15 protein-coding genes are annotated in these 15,396 nt (G+C 59.3%); 9 read left to right on the top strand and 6 right to left on the bottom strand.

From position 1 onward, the window contains the following. Positions 1 to 64: 64 nt before the first annotated feature. Positions 65 to 343 carry a hypothetical protein gene (locus EPD60_RS07750; protein ID WP_131448534.1) on the bottom strand — a complete coding sequence of 93 codons (279 nt, stop codon included), beginning with the start codon at positions 341 to 343 and terminating at the stop codon, positions 65 to 67. 282 nt (positions 344 to 625) lie between these two features. On the opposite strand from EPD60_RS07750, the gene EPD60_RS07745 reads away from it, so the two are divergent. The 3 genes from EPD60_RS07745 (at position 626) to EPD60_RS07735 (ending at position 4,912) form a co-directional block, all read left to right on the top strand. After that, positions 626 to 2,953 carry an ATP-dependent helicase gene (locus tag EPD60_RS07745; RefSeq protein ID WP_131448532.1) on the top strand — a complete coding sequence of 776 codons (2,328 nt, stop codon included), beginning with the start codon at positions 626 to 628 and terminating at the stop codon, positions 2,951 to 2,953. A gap of 251 nt (positions 2,954 to 3,204) precedes the next feature. Continuing rightward, positions 3,205 to 3,666, top strand: a complete 462-nt coding sequence (tnpA, locus tag EPD60_RS07740) for an IS200/IS605 family transposase (RefSeq protein WP_165871463.1) — start codon at positions 3,205 to 3,207, stop codon at positions 3,664 to 3,666. 544 nt (positions 3,667 to 4,210) lie between these two features. Further along, the gene (locus tag EPD60_RS07735) at positions 4,211 to 4,912 is read left to right on the top strand and encodes a hypothetical protein (RefSeq protein ID WP_131448528.1); all 702 of its coding nucleotides are present in this window, start codon (positions 4,211 to 4,213) and stop codon (positions 4,910 to 4,912) included. Positions 4,913 to 5,201: 289 nt separating this feature from the next. Here EPD60_RS07735 and EPD60_RS07730 read toward each other — a convergent pair whose 3' ends face one another. Together EPD60_RS07730 and EPD60_RS07725 are read right to left on the bottom strand one after the other, a co-directional pair. Then, the gene (locus tag EPD60_RS07730; protein WP_131448544.1) at positions 5,202 to 5,744 is read right to left on the bottom strand and encodes a DUF1415 domain-containing protein; all 543 of its coding nucleotides are present in this window, start codon (positions 5,742 to 5,744) and stop codon (positions 5,202 to 5,204) included. A 102-nt stretch (positions 5,745 to 5,846) separates the two neighbouring features. Further along, entirely contained in the window at positions 5,847 to 6,065 is a 219-nt protein-coding gene (locus tag EPD60_RS07725) for a hypothetical protein (protein ID WP_131448526.1), read from the bottom strand. Positions 6,066 to 6,293: 228 nt separating this feature from the next. Between EPD60_RS07725 and EPD60_RS07720 the strand changes: the two genes are divergently transcribed. The 4 genes from EPD60_RS07720 to EPD60_RS07705 all read left to right on the top strand — a co-directional run bounded on the left by EPD60_RS07720 (position 6,294) and on the right by EPD60_RS07705 (position 10,639). Then, a complete protein-coding gene (locus tag EPD60_RS07720) occupies positions 6,294 to 7,067 on the top strand; it encodes a hypothetical protein (RefSeq protein ID WP_131448524.1) in 774 nt (257 codons plus the stop codon). 562 nt (positions 7,068 to 7,629) lie between these two features. Further along, positions 7,630 to 8,445 carry a hypothetical protein gene (locus EPD60_RS07715; RefSeq protein ID WP_131448522.1) on the top strand — a complete coding sequence of 272 codons (816 nt, stop codon included), beginning with the start codon at positions 7,630 to 7,632 and terminating at the stop codon, positions 8,443 to 8,445. 223 nt (positions 8,446 to 8,668) lie between these two features. Further along, the gene (locus tag EPD60_RS07710; RefSeq protein ID WP_131448520.1) at positions 8,669 to 9,502 is read left to right on the top strand and encodes a hypothetical protein; all 834 of its coding nucleotides are present in this window, start codon (positions 8,669 to 8,671) and stop codon (positions 9,500 to 9,502) included. 540 nt (positions 9,503 to 10,042) lie between these two features. Continuing rightward, positions 10,043 to 10,639, top strand: a complete 597-nt coding sequence (locus tag EPD60_RS07705; RefSeq protein ID WP_131448518.1) for a NifU family protein — start codon at positions 10,043 to 10,045, stop codon at positions 10,637 to 10,639. A gap of 205 nt (positions 10,640 to 10,844) precedes the next feature. On the opposite strand, the gene EPD60_RS07700 is transcribed toward EPD60_RS07705, so the two are convergent. After that, positions 10,845 to 11,969, bottom strand: a complete 1,125-nt coding sequence (locus EPD60_RS07700; protein WP_131448516.1) for an AI-2E family transporter — start codon at positions 11,967 to 11,969, stop codon at positions 10,845 to 10,847. A 206-nt stretch (positions 11,970 to 12,175) separates the two neighbouring features. Beyond that, a complete protein-coding gene (locus EPD60_RS07695; RefSeq protein WP_131448514.1) occupies positions 12,176 to 12,637 on the bottom strand; it encodes a YqgE/AlgH family protein in 462 nt (153 codons plus the stop codon). 98 nt (positions 12,638 to 12,735) lie between these two features. On the opposite strand from EPD60_RS07695, the gene EPD60_RS07690 reads away from it, so the two are divergent. Continuing rightward, the gene (locus EPD60_RS07690; protein WP_131448512.1) at positions 12,736 to 13,122 is read left to right on the top strand and encodes a hypothetical protein; all 387 of its coding nucleotides are present in this window, start codon (positions 12,736 to 12,738) and stop codon (positions 13,120 to 13,122) included. A gap of 190 nt (positions 13,123 to 13,312) precedes the next feature. Here the strand turns inward: EPD60_RS07690 and EPD60_RS07685 are convergent, their stop codons facing one another. Next, entirely contained in the window at positions 13,313 to 14,083 is a 771-nt protein-coding gene (locus EPD60_RS07685) for a DUF6261 family protein (protein WP_131448510.1), read from the bottom strand. A gap of 698 nt (positions 14,084 to 14,781) precedes the next feature. On the opposite strand from EPD60_RS07685, the gene EPD60_RS07680 reads away from it, so the two are divergent. Further along, the coding region (locus EPD60_RS07680) for an IS256 family transposase (protein WP_207896560.1) at positions 14,782 to 15,396 on the top strand (615 nt) is incomplete at its 3' end.

Genomic DNA, 15,396 nt, shown 5'->3' with positions numbered 1-15,396 from the left:
TCGTTGTGCCGTTGCGTGAAAAGAGGGCCGCAGGCCCTCCGGATGCATCATCGGGAAAATTGGTTTAAAGCACCGCCAGCTCGTAAAGGCGATAGAGGTAAGCGGCCGTGGGGATGGCGCCGAGCCAGAAGGCGGCCAGCAGGTTGCGCCGCGGGCGGTCGGTGAGATCGTAAAACATCGCCAGGAAAAAAACAGCCGCGAAATAGAGGTTGCCGAAAATGAGAACGCCTACCGACTGCCAGATGAAGTAGTCGAAATCATACATCATGTCGGCCAGCCCGAACACGGTGGTGAGCATGAAGGAGAAAAAGGCGATAGTCATGGCAACCGGGCGTAACGACATAGCACCAAGATACGGCAGCCGGCCACGAAAAGCCATGGGAAAAAACCCCTGAAAAATGGGTTTTTTCCCATGGCCGGCCGCCATCAAAGGCGGAACTTCCCGAGCCGGCGATTTAACGGCTACAATTTTTAGCAAGCCGGCATCTTCCCGTACCTTGCAAGCCGGTTTGACCGAATTCAAAAACACAACATTCACCATATAAAATCTCAGATGTCGGATCTCAGATCTCGGATTTGCTAGCCAGATCCGAGATCTGAGATCTGCGATCTGACATCTTCTTTTATGCAGGATTATCTGAAGGGATTGAACGAGCGGCAGCGCGACGCGGTGATCACCACCGACGGGCCGCTCATGATCGTGGCCGGCGCGGGCTCCGGCAAGACTAAAGTACTGACCACCCGCATTGCCCACCTAATGGCCAAGGGCGTGGATTCGTTCAACATCCTGGCCCTGACCTTTACCAACAAGGCGGCCGCTGAAATGAAGGAGCGTGTGGAGCACATCCTCAAAAGCCGCGAGGCCCGCAACCTCTATATCGGCACCTTCCACTCGGTGTTTGCCCGCATCCTCCGCGCGGAGGCCCATCGCATCGGCTATCCCAACTCCTTCACCATCTACGACACCGACGACGCCAAGAGCGTGGTGAAGGCCGTCACCGGCGAGCTCAACCTCGACGTGCAGCACTACAAGCCCAACCAGGTGTACAACCGGATCTCCTCGGCCAAGAACGGACTTGTGGGCCCGCGCGAATACGCTACCGACTACCACATCCAGCAGGAAGACATGCGCGCCAACCGCCCCATGATCGGCGCCATCTACGACGCCTACGCCAAGCGCTGCTTCAAGAACGGCGCCATGGACTTCGACGACCTGCTGTTCAAGTTCTACGAGCTGCTGAAGACCCACCCCGAGGTGCTGCACAAATACCAGCACAAGTTCAAGTACATCATGATCGATGAGTACCAGGATACCAACCCGGCGCAGTACGAGATCATTAAGCTCCTTGGCGCCGCCCACGAGAACGTGTGCGTGGTGGGCGACGACGCCCAGTCGATCTATTCCTTCCGCGGCGCCACCATCCAGAACATCCTCCAGTTTCAGAAGGACTACGACGACGCCAAGGTGATCAAACTGGAGCAGAACTACCGCTGTACGCAGAACATTCTGGCCATCGCCAACGAGGTGATCAAGCAGAACAAGGGACAGATCCCCAAGACGCTCTTCACCGAGAACGAAACGGGTGAGAAGATCCGCCTCGTGCGCACCATGACCGACAACGACGAAGGCAAGTTCATCGCCGACGCCATCCAGGAGCTGCGCCTGCGCAACCACTACACCAACAAGGACGTGGCGATCCTTTACCGTACCAACGCGCAGAGCCGCTCCTTTGAAGAAAGCCTGCGTCGCCACAACATCCCCTACACGATTTACGGTGGCATCTCCTTCTACCAGCGCAAGGAGATCAAGGACTATATCGCCTACCTGCGCCTCATTGCCAACCCGCAGGATGAAGAGGCGCTGAAGCGCATCATCAACTATCCCATCCGCGGCATCGGCAAGACCTCGGTTGACCGCGCCATCCTGGCCGCCAACGAGCGCAACATCTCCATGTGGGAGGTGCTCGAGCAGGCCGCCTTCAACGGCTTCAAGGGCGGCACGCTCTCTTCCATCGAGGAGTTCGTGCTCATGATCAAGAGCTTCAAGTCGATGCTCGAAAAAGCCAACGCCTACGATGTAGCCTTCCACGTGGGCAAGCAGACCGGCTTCGTGAAAGAGCTGTTCAACGACAAGAGCACCGAAGGCGTGCAGCGCTACGAGAACGTGCAGGAACTCCTGAACTCCATCAAGGAGTTCGTGGAAACACCCATCGACGAAGAGAACGGCGAGGTGGGCGATAAGAGCCTTTCGGCCTACCTGCAGCAGATTGTGCTGCTCACCGACACCGATAAGAAAGACCCCGACGCCGACACCGTGAAGCTGATGACCATTCATGCGGCCAAGGGCCTCGAATACCCCGTGGTGTTCGTGGGCGGACTGGAGGAAGGCTTGTTTCCGAACCAGATGTCGCTCAACACGCGCGAGGAGCTGGAAGAAGAGCGCCGTCTTTTCTACGTGGCCGTTACGCGCGCCAAGGGCCGTCTCTACCTTACGTATGCCAACACACGCTACCGCTTCGGGCAGCTTATTCAGAGCGATGCGAGCCGCTTCATCACCGAGATTCCCGAGCAGTACATCGATCAATCGTATGCCGGCGGCGGCGTCAAGAACCAGGGCTCCTCTTCCAAGTGGGGACAGGGCTCGGCTTTCGAGCGCATGCAGCGCGGCTTCCCCTCGGCGGGCACCAGCAGCAAGGAACCCGAGAAGACCGTGGTGACCTCGCTGATCCAGAACACCCGCCCGAAAGAAGTGGAGCACAAGGCTTCCGCCAACTTTACCCCGTCGGACCCCGCCACCCTGCAGGAGGGCATGAAGGTGGAGCACCAGAAGTTTGGCTTCGGCACCGTGCTGAAGCTCGAAGGCTCGGCGCACAACCCGGTGGCCACCATCCAGTTTGAGCAGAACGGCGAGAAGAAGATCATGCTGAATTATGCGAAGCTGATGATTGTTTGACCTCACCCCCGGCCCCTCTCCGGAACGGAGAGGGGTGACAGCACCAGTCGGGATAGAAAAAAGGCGCCGCATTGCGGCGCCTTTTTCATTGCGAGCGAAGCCTCTATACCCGCCGCGTAGCGGCGGCACCTCTTAACCCGGGGCTTCAGCCCCGGGCTTCCCCGGCGCCCGCGCAGGGGAAAAACCCAGAAAACCCTGGTGAATCTCCCATGGCCACTACTGCCCGCCTACCGAGCTTCGGAGAAAACACTATGGCTAACACCCTCCGTCAATCAGCCGTTCACGCCGTCTTCGCACCCAAATACCGGCAGGCCCTGATCCAGCCTTCGTTCCGCGAGCCACTCGAGCGCTATATGACCGGCACCCTCAGCGGCATGGGGCACCAGCCCATCGCCATCTATGCCATGCCTGATCATGTGCACCTGCTCTTCGCCATCACCATGAATATGGCGCCGCAGCGGATCATGCATGCGTTGAAGGGCGGGTCATCGAAATGGATCAATGAACAGGAATTTCTGCAGCATACGTTCCGGTGGCAACGGGGCTATGGGTGGTTTCACGTGGGCGGCCGGGCCCTGGACACCGTGGTGAACTACATCCGGCGCCAGCCGGAGCATCATCGCCAAAAGCCGTTCCTGCGGGAATACACCGAGCTGCTCAATGAAAATGGTGTTGCCTATGACCCGGAATACCTGTTCCTCGAGCCTGAATGACGCGGGATACCTGGCGGCGCTTTGCGCCGCCTCCGCCGCTTGCGCGGCGCCCGGGGTTAAAACCCGGGCTCAGAGGTGTTGCCGCGATGCGGCAATAACGACAAGAGGTGCTGAAAAAATCCGTGGATAATGCTTGCAGATATCGATGGGCTTTTATAGATTTAATCCACCAACGGTCCCGACCCTATCCAAACCAGCTGCTACCCCCTGAACCGACACCACCCGCTCTTTCCTTAAATAATTTGTCCCGTCGAACAGGCATCCGCAGCACCCGCGAACAATACCCCGATCACCCGAAGGGTATTCCGCAGCACCTGCGCCCTACACTTCGCCTGCCCGAACCGCTATCCGCGGCTTCTGCAGGTGGTACTTCGACCGCACGACGAGGCATCCGCAGCGCCTGCGGACAGTGCTTCGCCTGCCCGAAGTGGTATGCGCAGCACCTGATGGTGATGCTTTGTGCGGGCGAACCGGGATCCGCAGCTTTTGGGAAAGACAGAATATTCCAGAGTCGTTCATTTTTAAACATTTAAACGATACAATCATGATTGGAATCTTCAAGGTTGCCGACAACCCCTTCGACAGCGTGCTCATTTCCAACGACCGGCTGTCCACCTTTGCTTCGGATGCCGCTACCCGCCTGCGATCCACGCACCCGGCGCTGGCCGATGCTATCGACGGGCCCCAGCGGACTTTCAGCGCATTACTGGGAAAAATATCGGTAAACAATGCGGTTAAGCAAACCGGTACGGAAGGACTCGACGTTTTCCTGGCAGAACTGGCCCGTTACATGACGGAAGCCGAGGCCCAGGTGACCGTGTCGCTCGGGAGGAACTCCGGAGCCTACCAGGCTATTTATCCCAATAAGAAACAGACGTATACGCGGCTTACCAAAACCGAGGCGCCGGCACGTCTCGACGCACTGAAAAAGGTGGTGGAAGAATCGGGTGCATCCCTGCCCGCCGACATGCGCACCCGCATGGCCGGCTTCCGCGCCGCCTGGGACGATGCGCGCGCGTCCCAGAATGCCGCGGAGGGCGAGCTATCCGGCTCACGCAGCGATCGGGACACCGCCCGCGCCACCCTGGAAGACGCTCTTTTCGTGGCCCTGCTCGACCTCTCCAAAGAATTCCGCAAAGAGCCCGCCCGTCTTAAAAACTATTTCGACCACACCCTCCTCGACGCACCCCGCCACGCGTCTCTGGAGCACAACGACGCTGCTCCGGTTGTTTCCGCTTCGGAGTAATTCGGTATAAGCAAAGTTTATGGTTTAGGCCGCCCCGTTCGTTCGTGAACGGGGCTTTTTTGACCTCACCCCCGGCCCCTCTCCGGAGCGGAGCGGGGAGTTGAATATCGAATAGCGAACAAGGAATATCGAATATCGAAATGAAGAGCGGATGCCTGTGGCATCCGCTCTTTGCTTTTAAGGTTAACCAGAGCGATGTATCAAACAATAAAGAATGTTGAACAGAGTCACCCCTCTCCTCCCGTAGAGGGGCCGGGGGTGAGGTCCATGGACGAGCGGCCGGGGGGGTCTACGCCTTACACGCCGCCCACAGCCTTTGCATATACTCCAGCCCCTTCTCCCGGGCAAAGGCCGCATTGCGCTCGGGTATCTGCAAAGTGTCGGGGTAGGCGTCGATGGCGCGGCCGACGCTCTCCTCGCGCAGGACCTGCAGCATGGGGTAGGGCGAGCGGTTGGTGTAGTTGGCGGCGTCGTTGAGCGAGCTGCCGGCGAAGAAATAATCGGGATGAAAAGACGCGAGCTGGTAGCGGCCTTTGTAGCCCGACTTGCGCAGCAGGGCCTCCGCGGCATCCAGGAGCTTGAGGTATTCGGAGAAACGATTGAAATGCTGCGGCAGGAGCAGGAAGAGCGTTTCTACTCCGGGCTCCGCATCCATGCGGGCACAGGCCGCCGACAAGGCCGCCAGCACCGCCGGCTTTTTATCGGCGATCACCTCGAAGCGGATGCTGTCGCGTTTTACCTCGCGCAACGCAAAGGGGCAGAAGTTGCAGCCCACCACTACGTCGAGGATCCACTTCTTGGTATGTGCAATGATCGTTTCGGGGTTCGTCATCAAGGAAACAAAATTAGCACAAGTGACCGGCGCAATGCGCGCTCTTCCCTGCAATGCCAAGGAATCATAAAGCCTCAAACGCTAAAACCCAACCCGGTTTCTTCAGCCCTCCCTCTTGGGATGTCCCGACGGATCGGTCGCGGGGCCGCCGCCCAACTTGCGGTGCAGGGCGATCTCCAGCTCGGTGAGGTCGCGGCGGATGTCGCGGAGCTCCTCCCACGACGTGCCGTCCAGCAGCGCGGTCTTCAGCCGCGCGGCAGCCAGCGCGTGTTGCGTGCGTAAGGTATCGAGGTTGAGGCGGGACAGCTTTTCGAGATCCATGACGGTGGTGTTCGGATAGGTAACGAACTAAGGCCGCATGTAGCGTGCCGGCGGAAGGAGTAGCGGGATTATTAGCAGTCCTTTAGCAGTAGGGAATCGGGAGCCTTGAGCGCTGGCGCCTGCGTGCGTCGCGGTTTTTGTTTGGTAGGTGGCGAAGCGACGCGCAGCGTCATTGCGAGCGGAGCGAAGCAAACTCCGGCGTTACGCAGGGTTTCGTAGCCGAAGACTTTGCAGGTTGATGCGCGCTCCGGCTACGACCTGTCTTCAGGTCAGGGAGTTTGCTTCGCTACGCTCGCAATGACGGCCGAAGGCCGTCGCGCGACGCGATCGCGCTACTGCGCATCGCGGGCTCAAGGTTGTCGGCTCACGCCTCCGCCGCGCCCGAATGCCGTTGCCGACCTGCTGACCCGCACCGGCGACTCGGTGCTCCTCGGTTTCGAGATCCGTGAAGACCTGCTGGGCGACTTTCCGGCCCGTCGCACCGAAGCGGCGCTGCTGGCCAGCCCTTTTTTCCAGGGCGTTACCGGCGATGGCCGCAACTCGGAAGCCTGGAAGAACCTGCTGCTCACCGCCGCCCGCAACCCCCGCATCGGAACCTTCTTTTTCGACAACCGCGAAGCTGCCCGCGACAGCTTTATGGCGCTGCGTATCTCCGCCGCCATGGAGGCGCATCCCACCTGGAAGGAGGTGACCATCTCCGGCAACCAGCATAACAAGGTGCGGCCCTACAACGGCCAGCCCAAGGCCGCCTATTACCTGCTGCAGGCCGGTGGCCGCGCGCTCAACGGGCGTGTCTGCTCCGTCAATATCGCCTATGCGGAAGTATCGGCCTGGGTCAATATGGGCGACGGGCTGAAGCTGCATTCCGGCACCAGCGACAATATCTACGCGCAGGCCGCGCCGTCCGACAACTACCTGCTTTTTCTCGACCCGAAGTCGGACTATGACTACAACGCCATCCTCTTTGTAAGAAAAGTAACGGCCTCGAGGCCGTTGAAGTAACGTGAATCGGGAATCGGCAATCGTGAATGCTGGTGCCTGCGTGCGAAGCCGACAGCGAAGCTGTCATTGCGAGCGAAGCGAAGCAAACTCCATGACCTGAAGACGGACCGTAGCCGGAAAGCGCTTCAGTCTGCAAACTCCTTTCCGCCACGACCACCCTGCGTAAACCGGGAGGTTGCTTCGCTCCGCTCGCAATGACGGCCGAAGGCCGTCGCGCAGAGCGACGCATTAGCATTACCGCGCATCGGGATGATTTGAGCCGCTAAACTATCCGTTCGGCCCCGTACACTGCCCGCACGCCTGCAGCAAACGCCGTTTTCGCCGGATGAACGGAAGGATGCGGCGAATTTTGCAAAATTTTTTTTGAAGAAAAAATGAGCGCTTTTCAACGCTTTTCAGCTCATTTTCCGCTTTTTTGGAAGCTCCTTTTAAACTTTTTCCTACCGGTATCGTCTGAGCGGAATTTTTCAAAAACGCCTCCTTTGAACCGTGCCTGAATAACGCGCATTTTTTCTGGCACAGAATTGTCTTATGGCTGGGCGAACCCTTAAAAAGCAAAAAAATGAAATCTGCCAAGCAATCCCTCCTCCTGATCGTAGCTACTTTCGGAGCCACTGCCACCTTCGCGCAACTGGGCGCCACGGTTACCAGCACCACCAATGCAGCTGTAAAAAGTAGTGTGAACACCGCCGCCGCCACGCACGCCGCCAGCGGTGCCGCCGCACAGGCCGCCGCCAGCGCCACCAAGGCAACTACCGCAGCCGCCGCCACTACCGGCGCTGCCGCCCACGCCGCCACGGGCGCCGCTTCTGCCGCTGCCACCAAAGCCGTTGAAGTGAAAGGTACCGTTGGCGCCACCACGGGCGCTGCCGCACAAAACGCGGCGCAAGGCGCGAAGTCGGCCGCCGACGTGAACACCGGCGCCCGCGTCAACGCGCAGGCTTCCACGCATGCCTCGGAGCAGGCAAAGGCCAACGCCGATGACAACAGCGCCGTATTCGGTGCCAAGAACGACGCCAGCATCCAGGCCGGTGCCGGTGCCGACGTGAAAGTAAACGGCAGCCAGGCCATCGACCGCACCGAGCAAAGCGCCACCAAGGTGAAGACCCGCGTGGAAGGCGACGGCCGCACCGTAGTGCAGAAGAGCAAGCAGAAAGGCACTGAAGCCAAAGCCAAGGTAAAAGCCGAAGCCCGCGCCAAGTCGCAGGGTGCCGCCCACGCCTCCGACCGCGCCATTGACCGCGCCAGCGACAACAGCGCCGTGGTATCGGGCAGCAGCAGCACCTCGGTTTCTTCCGACACCCGTGGCGACAAGAACGGCGTGCGCACCCAGGGCGCCGCTGCTCATGCTACCAAGGTCAAAGTGAAAAAGAGCTAAGCTCTTTTTCACCCAAAGGAAAGATTACATGAATACATGATTACATGAGTACATGAGCCGGAGAGGGAATTTTTCGATCTCCGATCTCGGATCTCTGATTTATTGGCAGATCCGAGATAAACAGATTTCCTTCTCCCCTCATGTAATCATGTACTCATGTAATCATTTGCTCTCCCCTCAACTCCTTCTTCCTCCCTCGTTCCTCCGACCTCAACCCTCGTGTATGAAAAAGATTTTCCTTGCCCTCGCCCTTCTTCCGGGCACGGCGCTCCTTGCCCAGTCGGACAGCACGAAGCCGCAGCTGAAGCTCTCCGTCAACTACAACAGCAACCTGCACTACTACGGGCGCACCGACTCCTTCCGCAGCAGCGGCTACTTCCCGATGGTGGAATTATACATCACCCCGAAGTTTTACGTCAACGCGGCGCCCATCTTCGTCAGCAATAAATTCCAGTCGTTCAACTATGCCGGCACCGTGGCTACCGCGGGCTATCTCAACGTTACCGACAAGTGGCTCACCTCCATCTACGCGCTGAAGCCGTTTTATACGTCGGAGGCCCGCCTCGTGCAGTCGGCGCTGAAGGCGCAGGCCGGCGCCTCGGTAGGGCGGCTCAACAAGGTGGCCAACGTAACCCTGGGCGCCGACGTCAAGTTCAGCGACGCCGTCGACTTCGGCGCCTCCGCCGGCCTGGACCATATCTTCCGCCACATGCTGCCCGGCAGCGGCGGGGTGATCGTGGTGGATCCCACCGTCACCGTCAACGCGGGCACGCAGCGCTTCAGCACCACCTATGTGAAGCAGCAGAACGGCAACGGCAACGGTCCCCTGGGCCTGCCCATCGGCAATGGCAACGGCAACGGCGGCGCCAGCACCGAAACCGTGCAGAGCAACCGCTTCAACATCCTCAGCTACGAAGCCTCCGTGCCGGTGATCTACGTGCGCGGCAAGTGGATGCTCCTGGCCACCCCCGCCTGGGTGAGCCCGCAGAACCTGCTGGCCGGTGAATACGGCAAGGACCAGTTTTATGTGACGGCGGGGCTCAAGTACAGCTTTTAAGATCTCGTAATCCCGGATCCCGGCATCTCGGATTTGCCTGACGGCGGTGAATATTTAACGCTAAGGATATTTTCAGGGAGGTGGACTGGGGCTCGTTCAGTCTGCTGCCTCTGGAAGGGCAGTCGGTTTTACAGGCCGGGGATGCGGAAGGCGCTAAGCGGGGCCGGGCGCCCAAGGGCACCCGGTATGCTCTATGGAAAAGGCATATTTACCCGATACTGATTCTCGGTTTTGCTCCTCTTATCGAGGAGGCCTGCCGCAGGCAGCTCCCGCAACTCTCTGACCTGAATTATAGGACATTGGCCTACCTGTCAGACTGCCTCCCAAAACGGTAATCGTAGCAAGAGCCTCCGTGCCCTCCGCGAAACGCTTAGTGCCCTCTGCGAGAAGAACTTCCGGCAAAAGTCCTCAACCATGATCCGCCTTGTGGCTTCCAACAGATCCGGGATCCGGGATCCAAAGATCCAGCCGTCATATTTCCCTTTCCCGTAACATTTCCGGCTTGCTCTTTGCCTACCTTTGCCTCGTAAATCGACAGTTATGATCAAGACCGGCAACCCCATCATCAGCATATATACCGAAATGACGCCCAACCCGGAAACGATGAAGTTTGTGGCCAACAAGCTTCTGTACCCGGGCAAAAGCATCGACTTCCCCGACGTGGAAAGCGCCAAGCCCTCGCCGCTCGCTACCGAGCTGTTCGGCTTTCCCTTTATCCGCGCGGTATTCATCGCCTCCAACTTCGTAACCCTCACCAAGACCCCCGAGACCGACTGGGCCGACGTGATCCCCTCGATCCGCCAGTTCCTGAAAGAATACCTCGAGGAAGGCAAGGCCGTGGTGAATGAAGAGGAGCTCGTAAACGTGGTGCCCCAAAGCTCCAACGAGGTGACGGCCGACGACGACGACGTGGTGAAGCGCGTAAAAGAGCTGCTGGAGAACTACGTGAAGCCGGCCGTGGAAATGGACGGCGGCGCCATCCAGTTCAAAAGCTACAACGACGGCGTGGTGAACCTGATGCTGCAGGGCTCCTGCTCGGGCTGCCCCTCCTCCATGATCACGCTGAAGGCCGGCATTGAAGGGATGATGAAGCGCATGATCCCCGAGGTGAAGGAAGTAGTGGCCGAGGCGGAGTAAGACCTCACCCCCGGCCCCTCTCCGGGACGGAGAGGGGAGTTGAATATCGAATAGCGAAAAAGGAATATCGAATATCGAAGCAAAGAGCGGATGCCGTAGGCGTCCGCTCTTTGCTTTTGAAGTCCAACCAGCGTAAAGGTTCAACATAGTAATGTATGTCCAACAGAGGCACCCCTCTCCTCCTGGAGAGGGGCCGGGGGTGAGGTCACTTCGGCCGCCGGTGCCGGATCTGCTTGACGATCGGCCAGTGCAGCACGCCGCGATGCGGCGCCGGCGGCGGGGTGTCGCCCATCAGCAGTGCAAAAGGCCGCAGCGGCGGTATCTCCTCGAAGACCACCTTGAGGATGGCCAGCAGCGGCAGCGCCATAAAGGTGCCGGCCAGGCCCCAGATGGCCGCCATGGTGATGACGGCCACGATGGCCGCCAGCGCGTTGATACGGATCTTGGAGCCGATGATGACCGGGTTGAGGATATTGCCGTCGATCATATGAATAATAAGCATCGACACCACCGCCCACAGCACCGTGGCGGGCGTGTTGGTGGTGAGCGAGATGAGCGCCGTAAGCAGGCAGGCGATGGTGATGCCCACGTAGGGCAGGATCTTGATGATGGCCGAGATCACCGCCAGCAGCAGCGCATACTGGATACCCAGCAGGAAGAGGACCAGGAAGAAGGCCGTGGCCACGATCACCATCTCGATCAGCAGCCCCGTGATGTAGTTGCGCACCACGTAGTGGATGCGCTCGAACAGGCCGGTGATGACGCCGCTGTGCTCCTCGGCAAAGAGCTGGCGGAAGAAGGCGACGATGAGGCCGCGGTAGAGCAGCATCAGGAAGGTCATGATGAGGAGCATGATGCCGGCGAAGAGCACCACCGAGCCGAGGGTGAGCGCCCGGTTGACGAGGTAGGAGGTCTTGGGCAGCAGGTTGGCCTGCGAGTTTTGCATGATGGTGTGCATCCGGGTGGCCGGCACGCGGAGCCAGCGGCTCAGCATCGCCTCCAGCTGCAGCAGCGAGGCGTCGATATTCTGCTTGATGAGGGGCAGGTCGTTGCGGAAGGAGAGGATGGCGTTGAAGATGAAGTAGAATACGAGGATGAAGAACACCAGGGCAAACAGCAGCACGATCATGGCGGCATAGCCGCGCGGGAATCCCTGGCGCTCGAAGAAGCGGCAGGGCGAGGTAAGCAGGAGCGCCAGCAGGCCCGCCAGCGCCAGGGGCTTGAGCACCATTTGCCCGTAGTATAGCAGGCCCACCGCCACGGCAAGGCATACCAGCGCCGGCGCCAGGCGGCTGAAGAGGGCGGAACTCGGAACGCGGCAGATGTTCATTGTGGAGCAGGGTATAAATTTCTGTGCCCGACCCCTCCCCGGCCCTCCCCGGTGGGGGAGGGGTGACTCCCGGGAATCTTTCTTACAGTATCAAACAGTATTCTGTTTGGCGCTAATACAAAAGAGCGGATGCCGCAGGCATCCGCTCTTTGCTTTTGATCTTCGAACAGCAGCAAGTAACATCCGGTAAAGAATATCCAACAGAGTCACCCTCCCCACGTGGGGAGAGCCGGGGAGGGGTCCAGCACCTCCCACCCACCATCTTCAATCTCCGCCTCCAGCTCGCCGGCGTCCCAGCCGCAATAGCCCACGAATACGCGTATGTCGGTAACCGGCAGCGTACCCGCGCGCAGCGCCGCCACGGCCGCGGCGAAGTCGCCGCCCCAGAACACGCCCGCGCCCACATCGGTGCCGCCGCCGATAAGGTCGGGGCGACGGTGCAGGAAGAACAGGTGCTCCCCATCCACGGGGCCGCCGTGGTAGAGGGGCAGGGCCGGAGCGTCGGCGAATTCGGCCAGCTCGTTGAGGGTGCGGCCAAGGGGCTGGTTGACGATATGCCCCGCCGCGCCGCCGGCGTCGTGCTGGTGGATGAATACCCGGGCCCCGCCGAACACGGGGTCTTCGGAAGCGGCGGAAGTGCTTTGGAGAAAGACGCCTTGCAGGTGCATACGCAACGGTTTAGCCTGCAAGTTAGCCGGCGCCCGCTTTCCCGGAAAGGATGCTAGCTTTGGCATAAGGCCGCGCTAAGGCCGCTTAAACCTACCGCATGCAATTCGACTTTGACGCCACCATGAAAGAAGCGCCCGATGCCGAGCTGATCCGCATCGTCATCACCAACCGCCACGAGTACCAGGAAGCCGCCGTCAGCGCCGCCCGCCGCGAGCTGGAGCGCCGCAACCTGGAGCCGGAGGCGCTGGCCCGGATCCGCAGGCGCCACGAGCGCGACAACCACCGCAAGGCCTACCTGGCGGCCGTGCCCCTCGAGCTTCACTGGAAGCTCCTCGCCTTCCTGCTGCCCGGCGCCTTCCAGTTTTTCATCGCCGGCTCCTTCAAGATGAACGGCTACGACCGCAAGGCGGCCGAGGTGGGCCGGTGGACGCTGTACGGCCTCTTCTTCTACGTCGGCATCTTCCTGTTGTACGCTTCCCTGTAGCTACACCCACGCGCCGCTCAGGAAAATTATTCTTCGTTGCGCCGTCGTGTCGTTGTGCCGTGGTGGACAAAGGCCGGCTGCGGCCTTTTGATTCACGAAGACGCAACGGCACGACGGCACAACGTTCTGCACGTAAATAAAACGGCCGCCCTTTACCGGGGCGGCCGTTGTTTGTTTTCGGGGGATGGGGTCAGGCGCCGGGAGTGGCGGCGGGGCTGCTGGCTGCGGCGTGGGTGGCGCGGGCGGCGAGGCGGGTATTGGTTTCGGCCGCGAGTGCGTTGACGGCGGCGATGATGCCGGGCCAGGGCACTGCGCCTTCCTCGGTGTCGTTGAACGATTCGATGCCGCGGCAGAGGGCGGCATAGGCCGGGTAGAGCTTCAGGCGCAGGTCGGCGAGGCCGGTGCTTTCCGGTGCGTCGGCGCGCTCCTGGTTGCGCTCCTGCCATTTGGTTTCGAAATCGTTGTTGGCCCTGTCCATCGTGTCGATCCAGGGCGTGGCGCCGATAAGGGCCACGGCAGCGGCCAGTTCGGGCTTGTTGCGCAGGTCGGACACGAGGCTGCGGATGTTGGCCGACTCGCTGCCGGGCAGGTCGCGGGTAACCTCGGTGACGGTGCCGTACACGGCCATCTGCGCCGCGATGCGCTCGCCCGCGGCGCGGGCGCGCATGTCGTCGGTGCGGCAGGTCCAGGCGGCGGCGAGGTGAAAGAGGCCGTTGTACTGCTCGTCGCGCAGGGCGTCGAGCGCGGTGAGCACCTCGGTGAGCTCCGAGCCCTGCATCGTTTTGTGCACGCTTTCCATCTGCGCCAGCAGTTGCGCCACGGCGGTCTTGCGGGCCTCCAGCGACAGCGGGAGCGCGCTGCTGCCTTTTACCAGGCCAAGGAAGCGGGTGATGAAGGTGAGGAGTTCGGGGTTGCGCAGCTTGCGCAGGTTCACTTTCGAGATCCGGGAGTTTGTGTTCATAAGCGTTGATTTAGTTTTCTTTAAAATAGGCATTCCGGCGCGTATGTAAATGCCCCTCGCGCCCGGGAGGAAGTTCCCGAAAGGGCCGGGGATTGATTTTCAATAGGAAAGAAATGGATGAATTGTGATACCGGTGCCGTGCAACCGGCTGTTGAAACCGCATTTCAACGTTGCGGGAGGGTTCAACAGGCTGTTGAAGGGGCAAAACAAGGTTGTAAGAGCGATCAACAGGGTGTTAATGGGGCAAAACAAGTTTGCAAGAAGGATCAACAGGGTGTTGAAGGGGCAAAGCAAGTTTGAAAAGGGTGGTTAACACCGTGTTGGAGGGGTAAAACAAGTTTGTAATAAGGCTTGACAAGTCGTTGGCGAGAGGTGAAGGATTGGCATGCGGAGTAACGAAGTGTTGGTGCCGCTGGCCCTGATGGCTTGGATGGGGTGCTACCAGTAAAATAGGGGATGTAAGCGACATGTGTTGTTTAGTTGCGGAGAGCAGTAGTGCAGAGGTAGGGCGGGGTGGATGCATATTAGGGGAGTAGACCCCGACCAACGTGTTCTTCGCTAAAAAAGAGTTAGTTTAGGAGTAATCTAAACAACCAACTCCATGTCGGAAATATTATCAGGGATACTCGCAATTGTTTTGATTTTATGAGTATGCTCAATAAAGTGTGTCAGTTTAATAATGATTAAATTGATATACGATGGAGAAGAAACCATTTGACTTTGAAGCTTTTGTGAGGGAGGCTGGCGAGCAGCTTCGTTCAGGCAAGCCTTTAGTGGGTGCGGAAGGTGTTTTTACACCACTTTTAAAGCGCGTTATTGAAGCTTCGCTGGAAGGCGAGTTGGATGCGCACCTGAAGGCGGGTAAAAGGGGTGGTGGCAACCGACGCAATGGCCACACACAAAAAAACATACAAAGCTCTTTGGGCGGTTTTGCTGTTTTTTCGCCCCGCGACCGCGACGCCTCCTTCGAGCCGCAGACAGTGGCCAAGCGCCAGCGGGTGATCTCCGAGGACATGGATCAGAAGATTTTAAGCCTCTATGGGATGGGGTTATCTTATTCGGACATCCAGCAGCATCTAAAAGAGATCTATGACTTTGATATCTCGGACGGAACCCTGACGGCGATTACCGACCGGATCATTCCGGCTATCAAAGAGTGGCAAAACCGGGTACTGGAGAGCGTTTATCCCGTGGTGTGGCTCGACGCCATCCACTTCAAGGTCCGCCAGGACGGCGTTGTCAAGACCCGCGCCATCTACTCCATACTGGCCGTTTCCACAGAGGGGCAAAAGGAAGTGATCGGTATTTACTTC

It is taken from the genome of Flaviaestuariibacter flavus, assembly GCF_004337505.1.
GTDB lineage: Bacteria > Bacteroidota > Bacteroidia > Chitinophagales > Chitinophagaceae > Flavisolibacter > Flavisolibacter flavus.
This window is presented reverse-complemented; position numbering and strand designations above follow the sequence as displayed.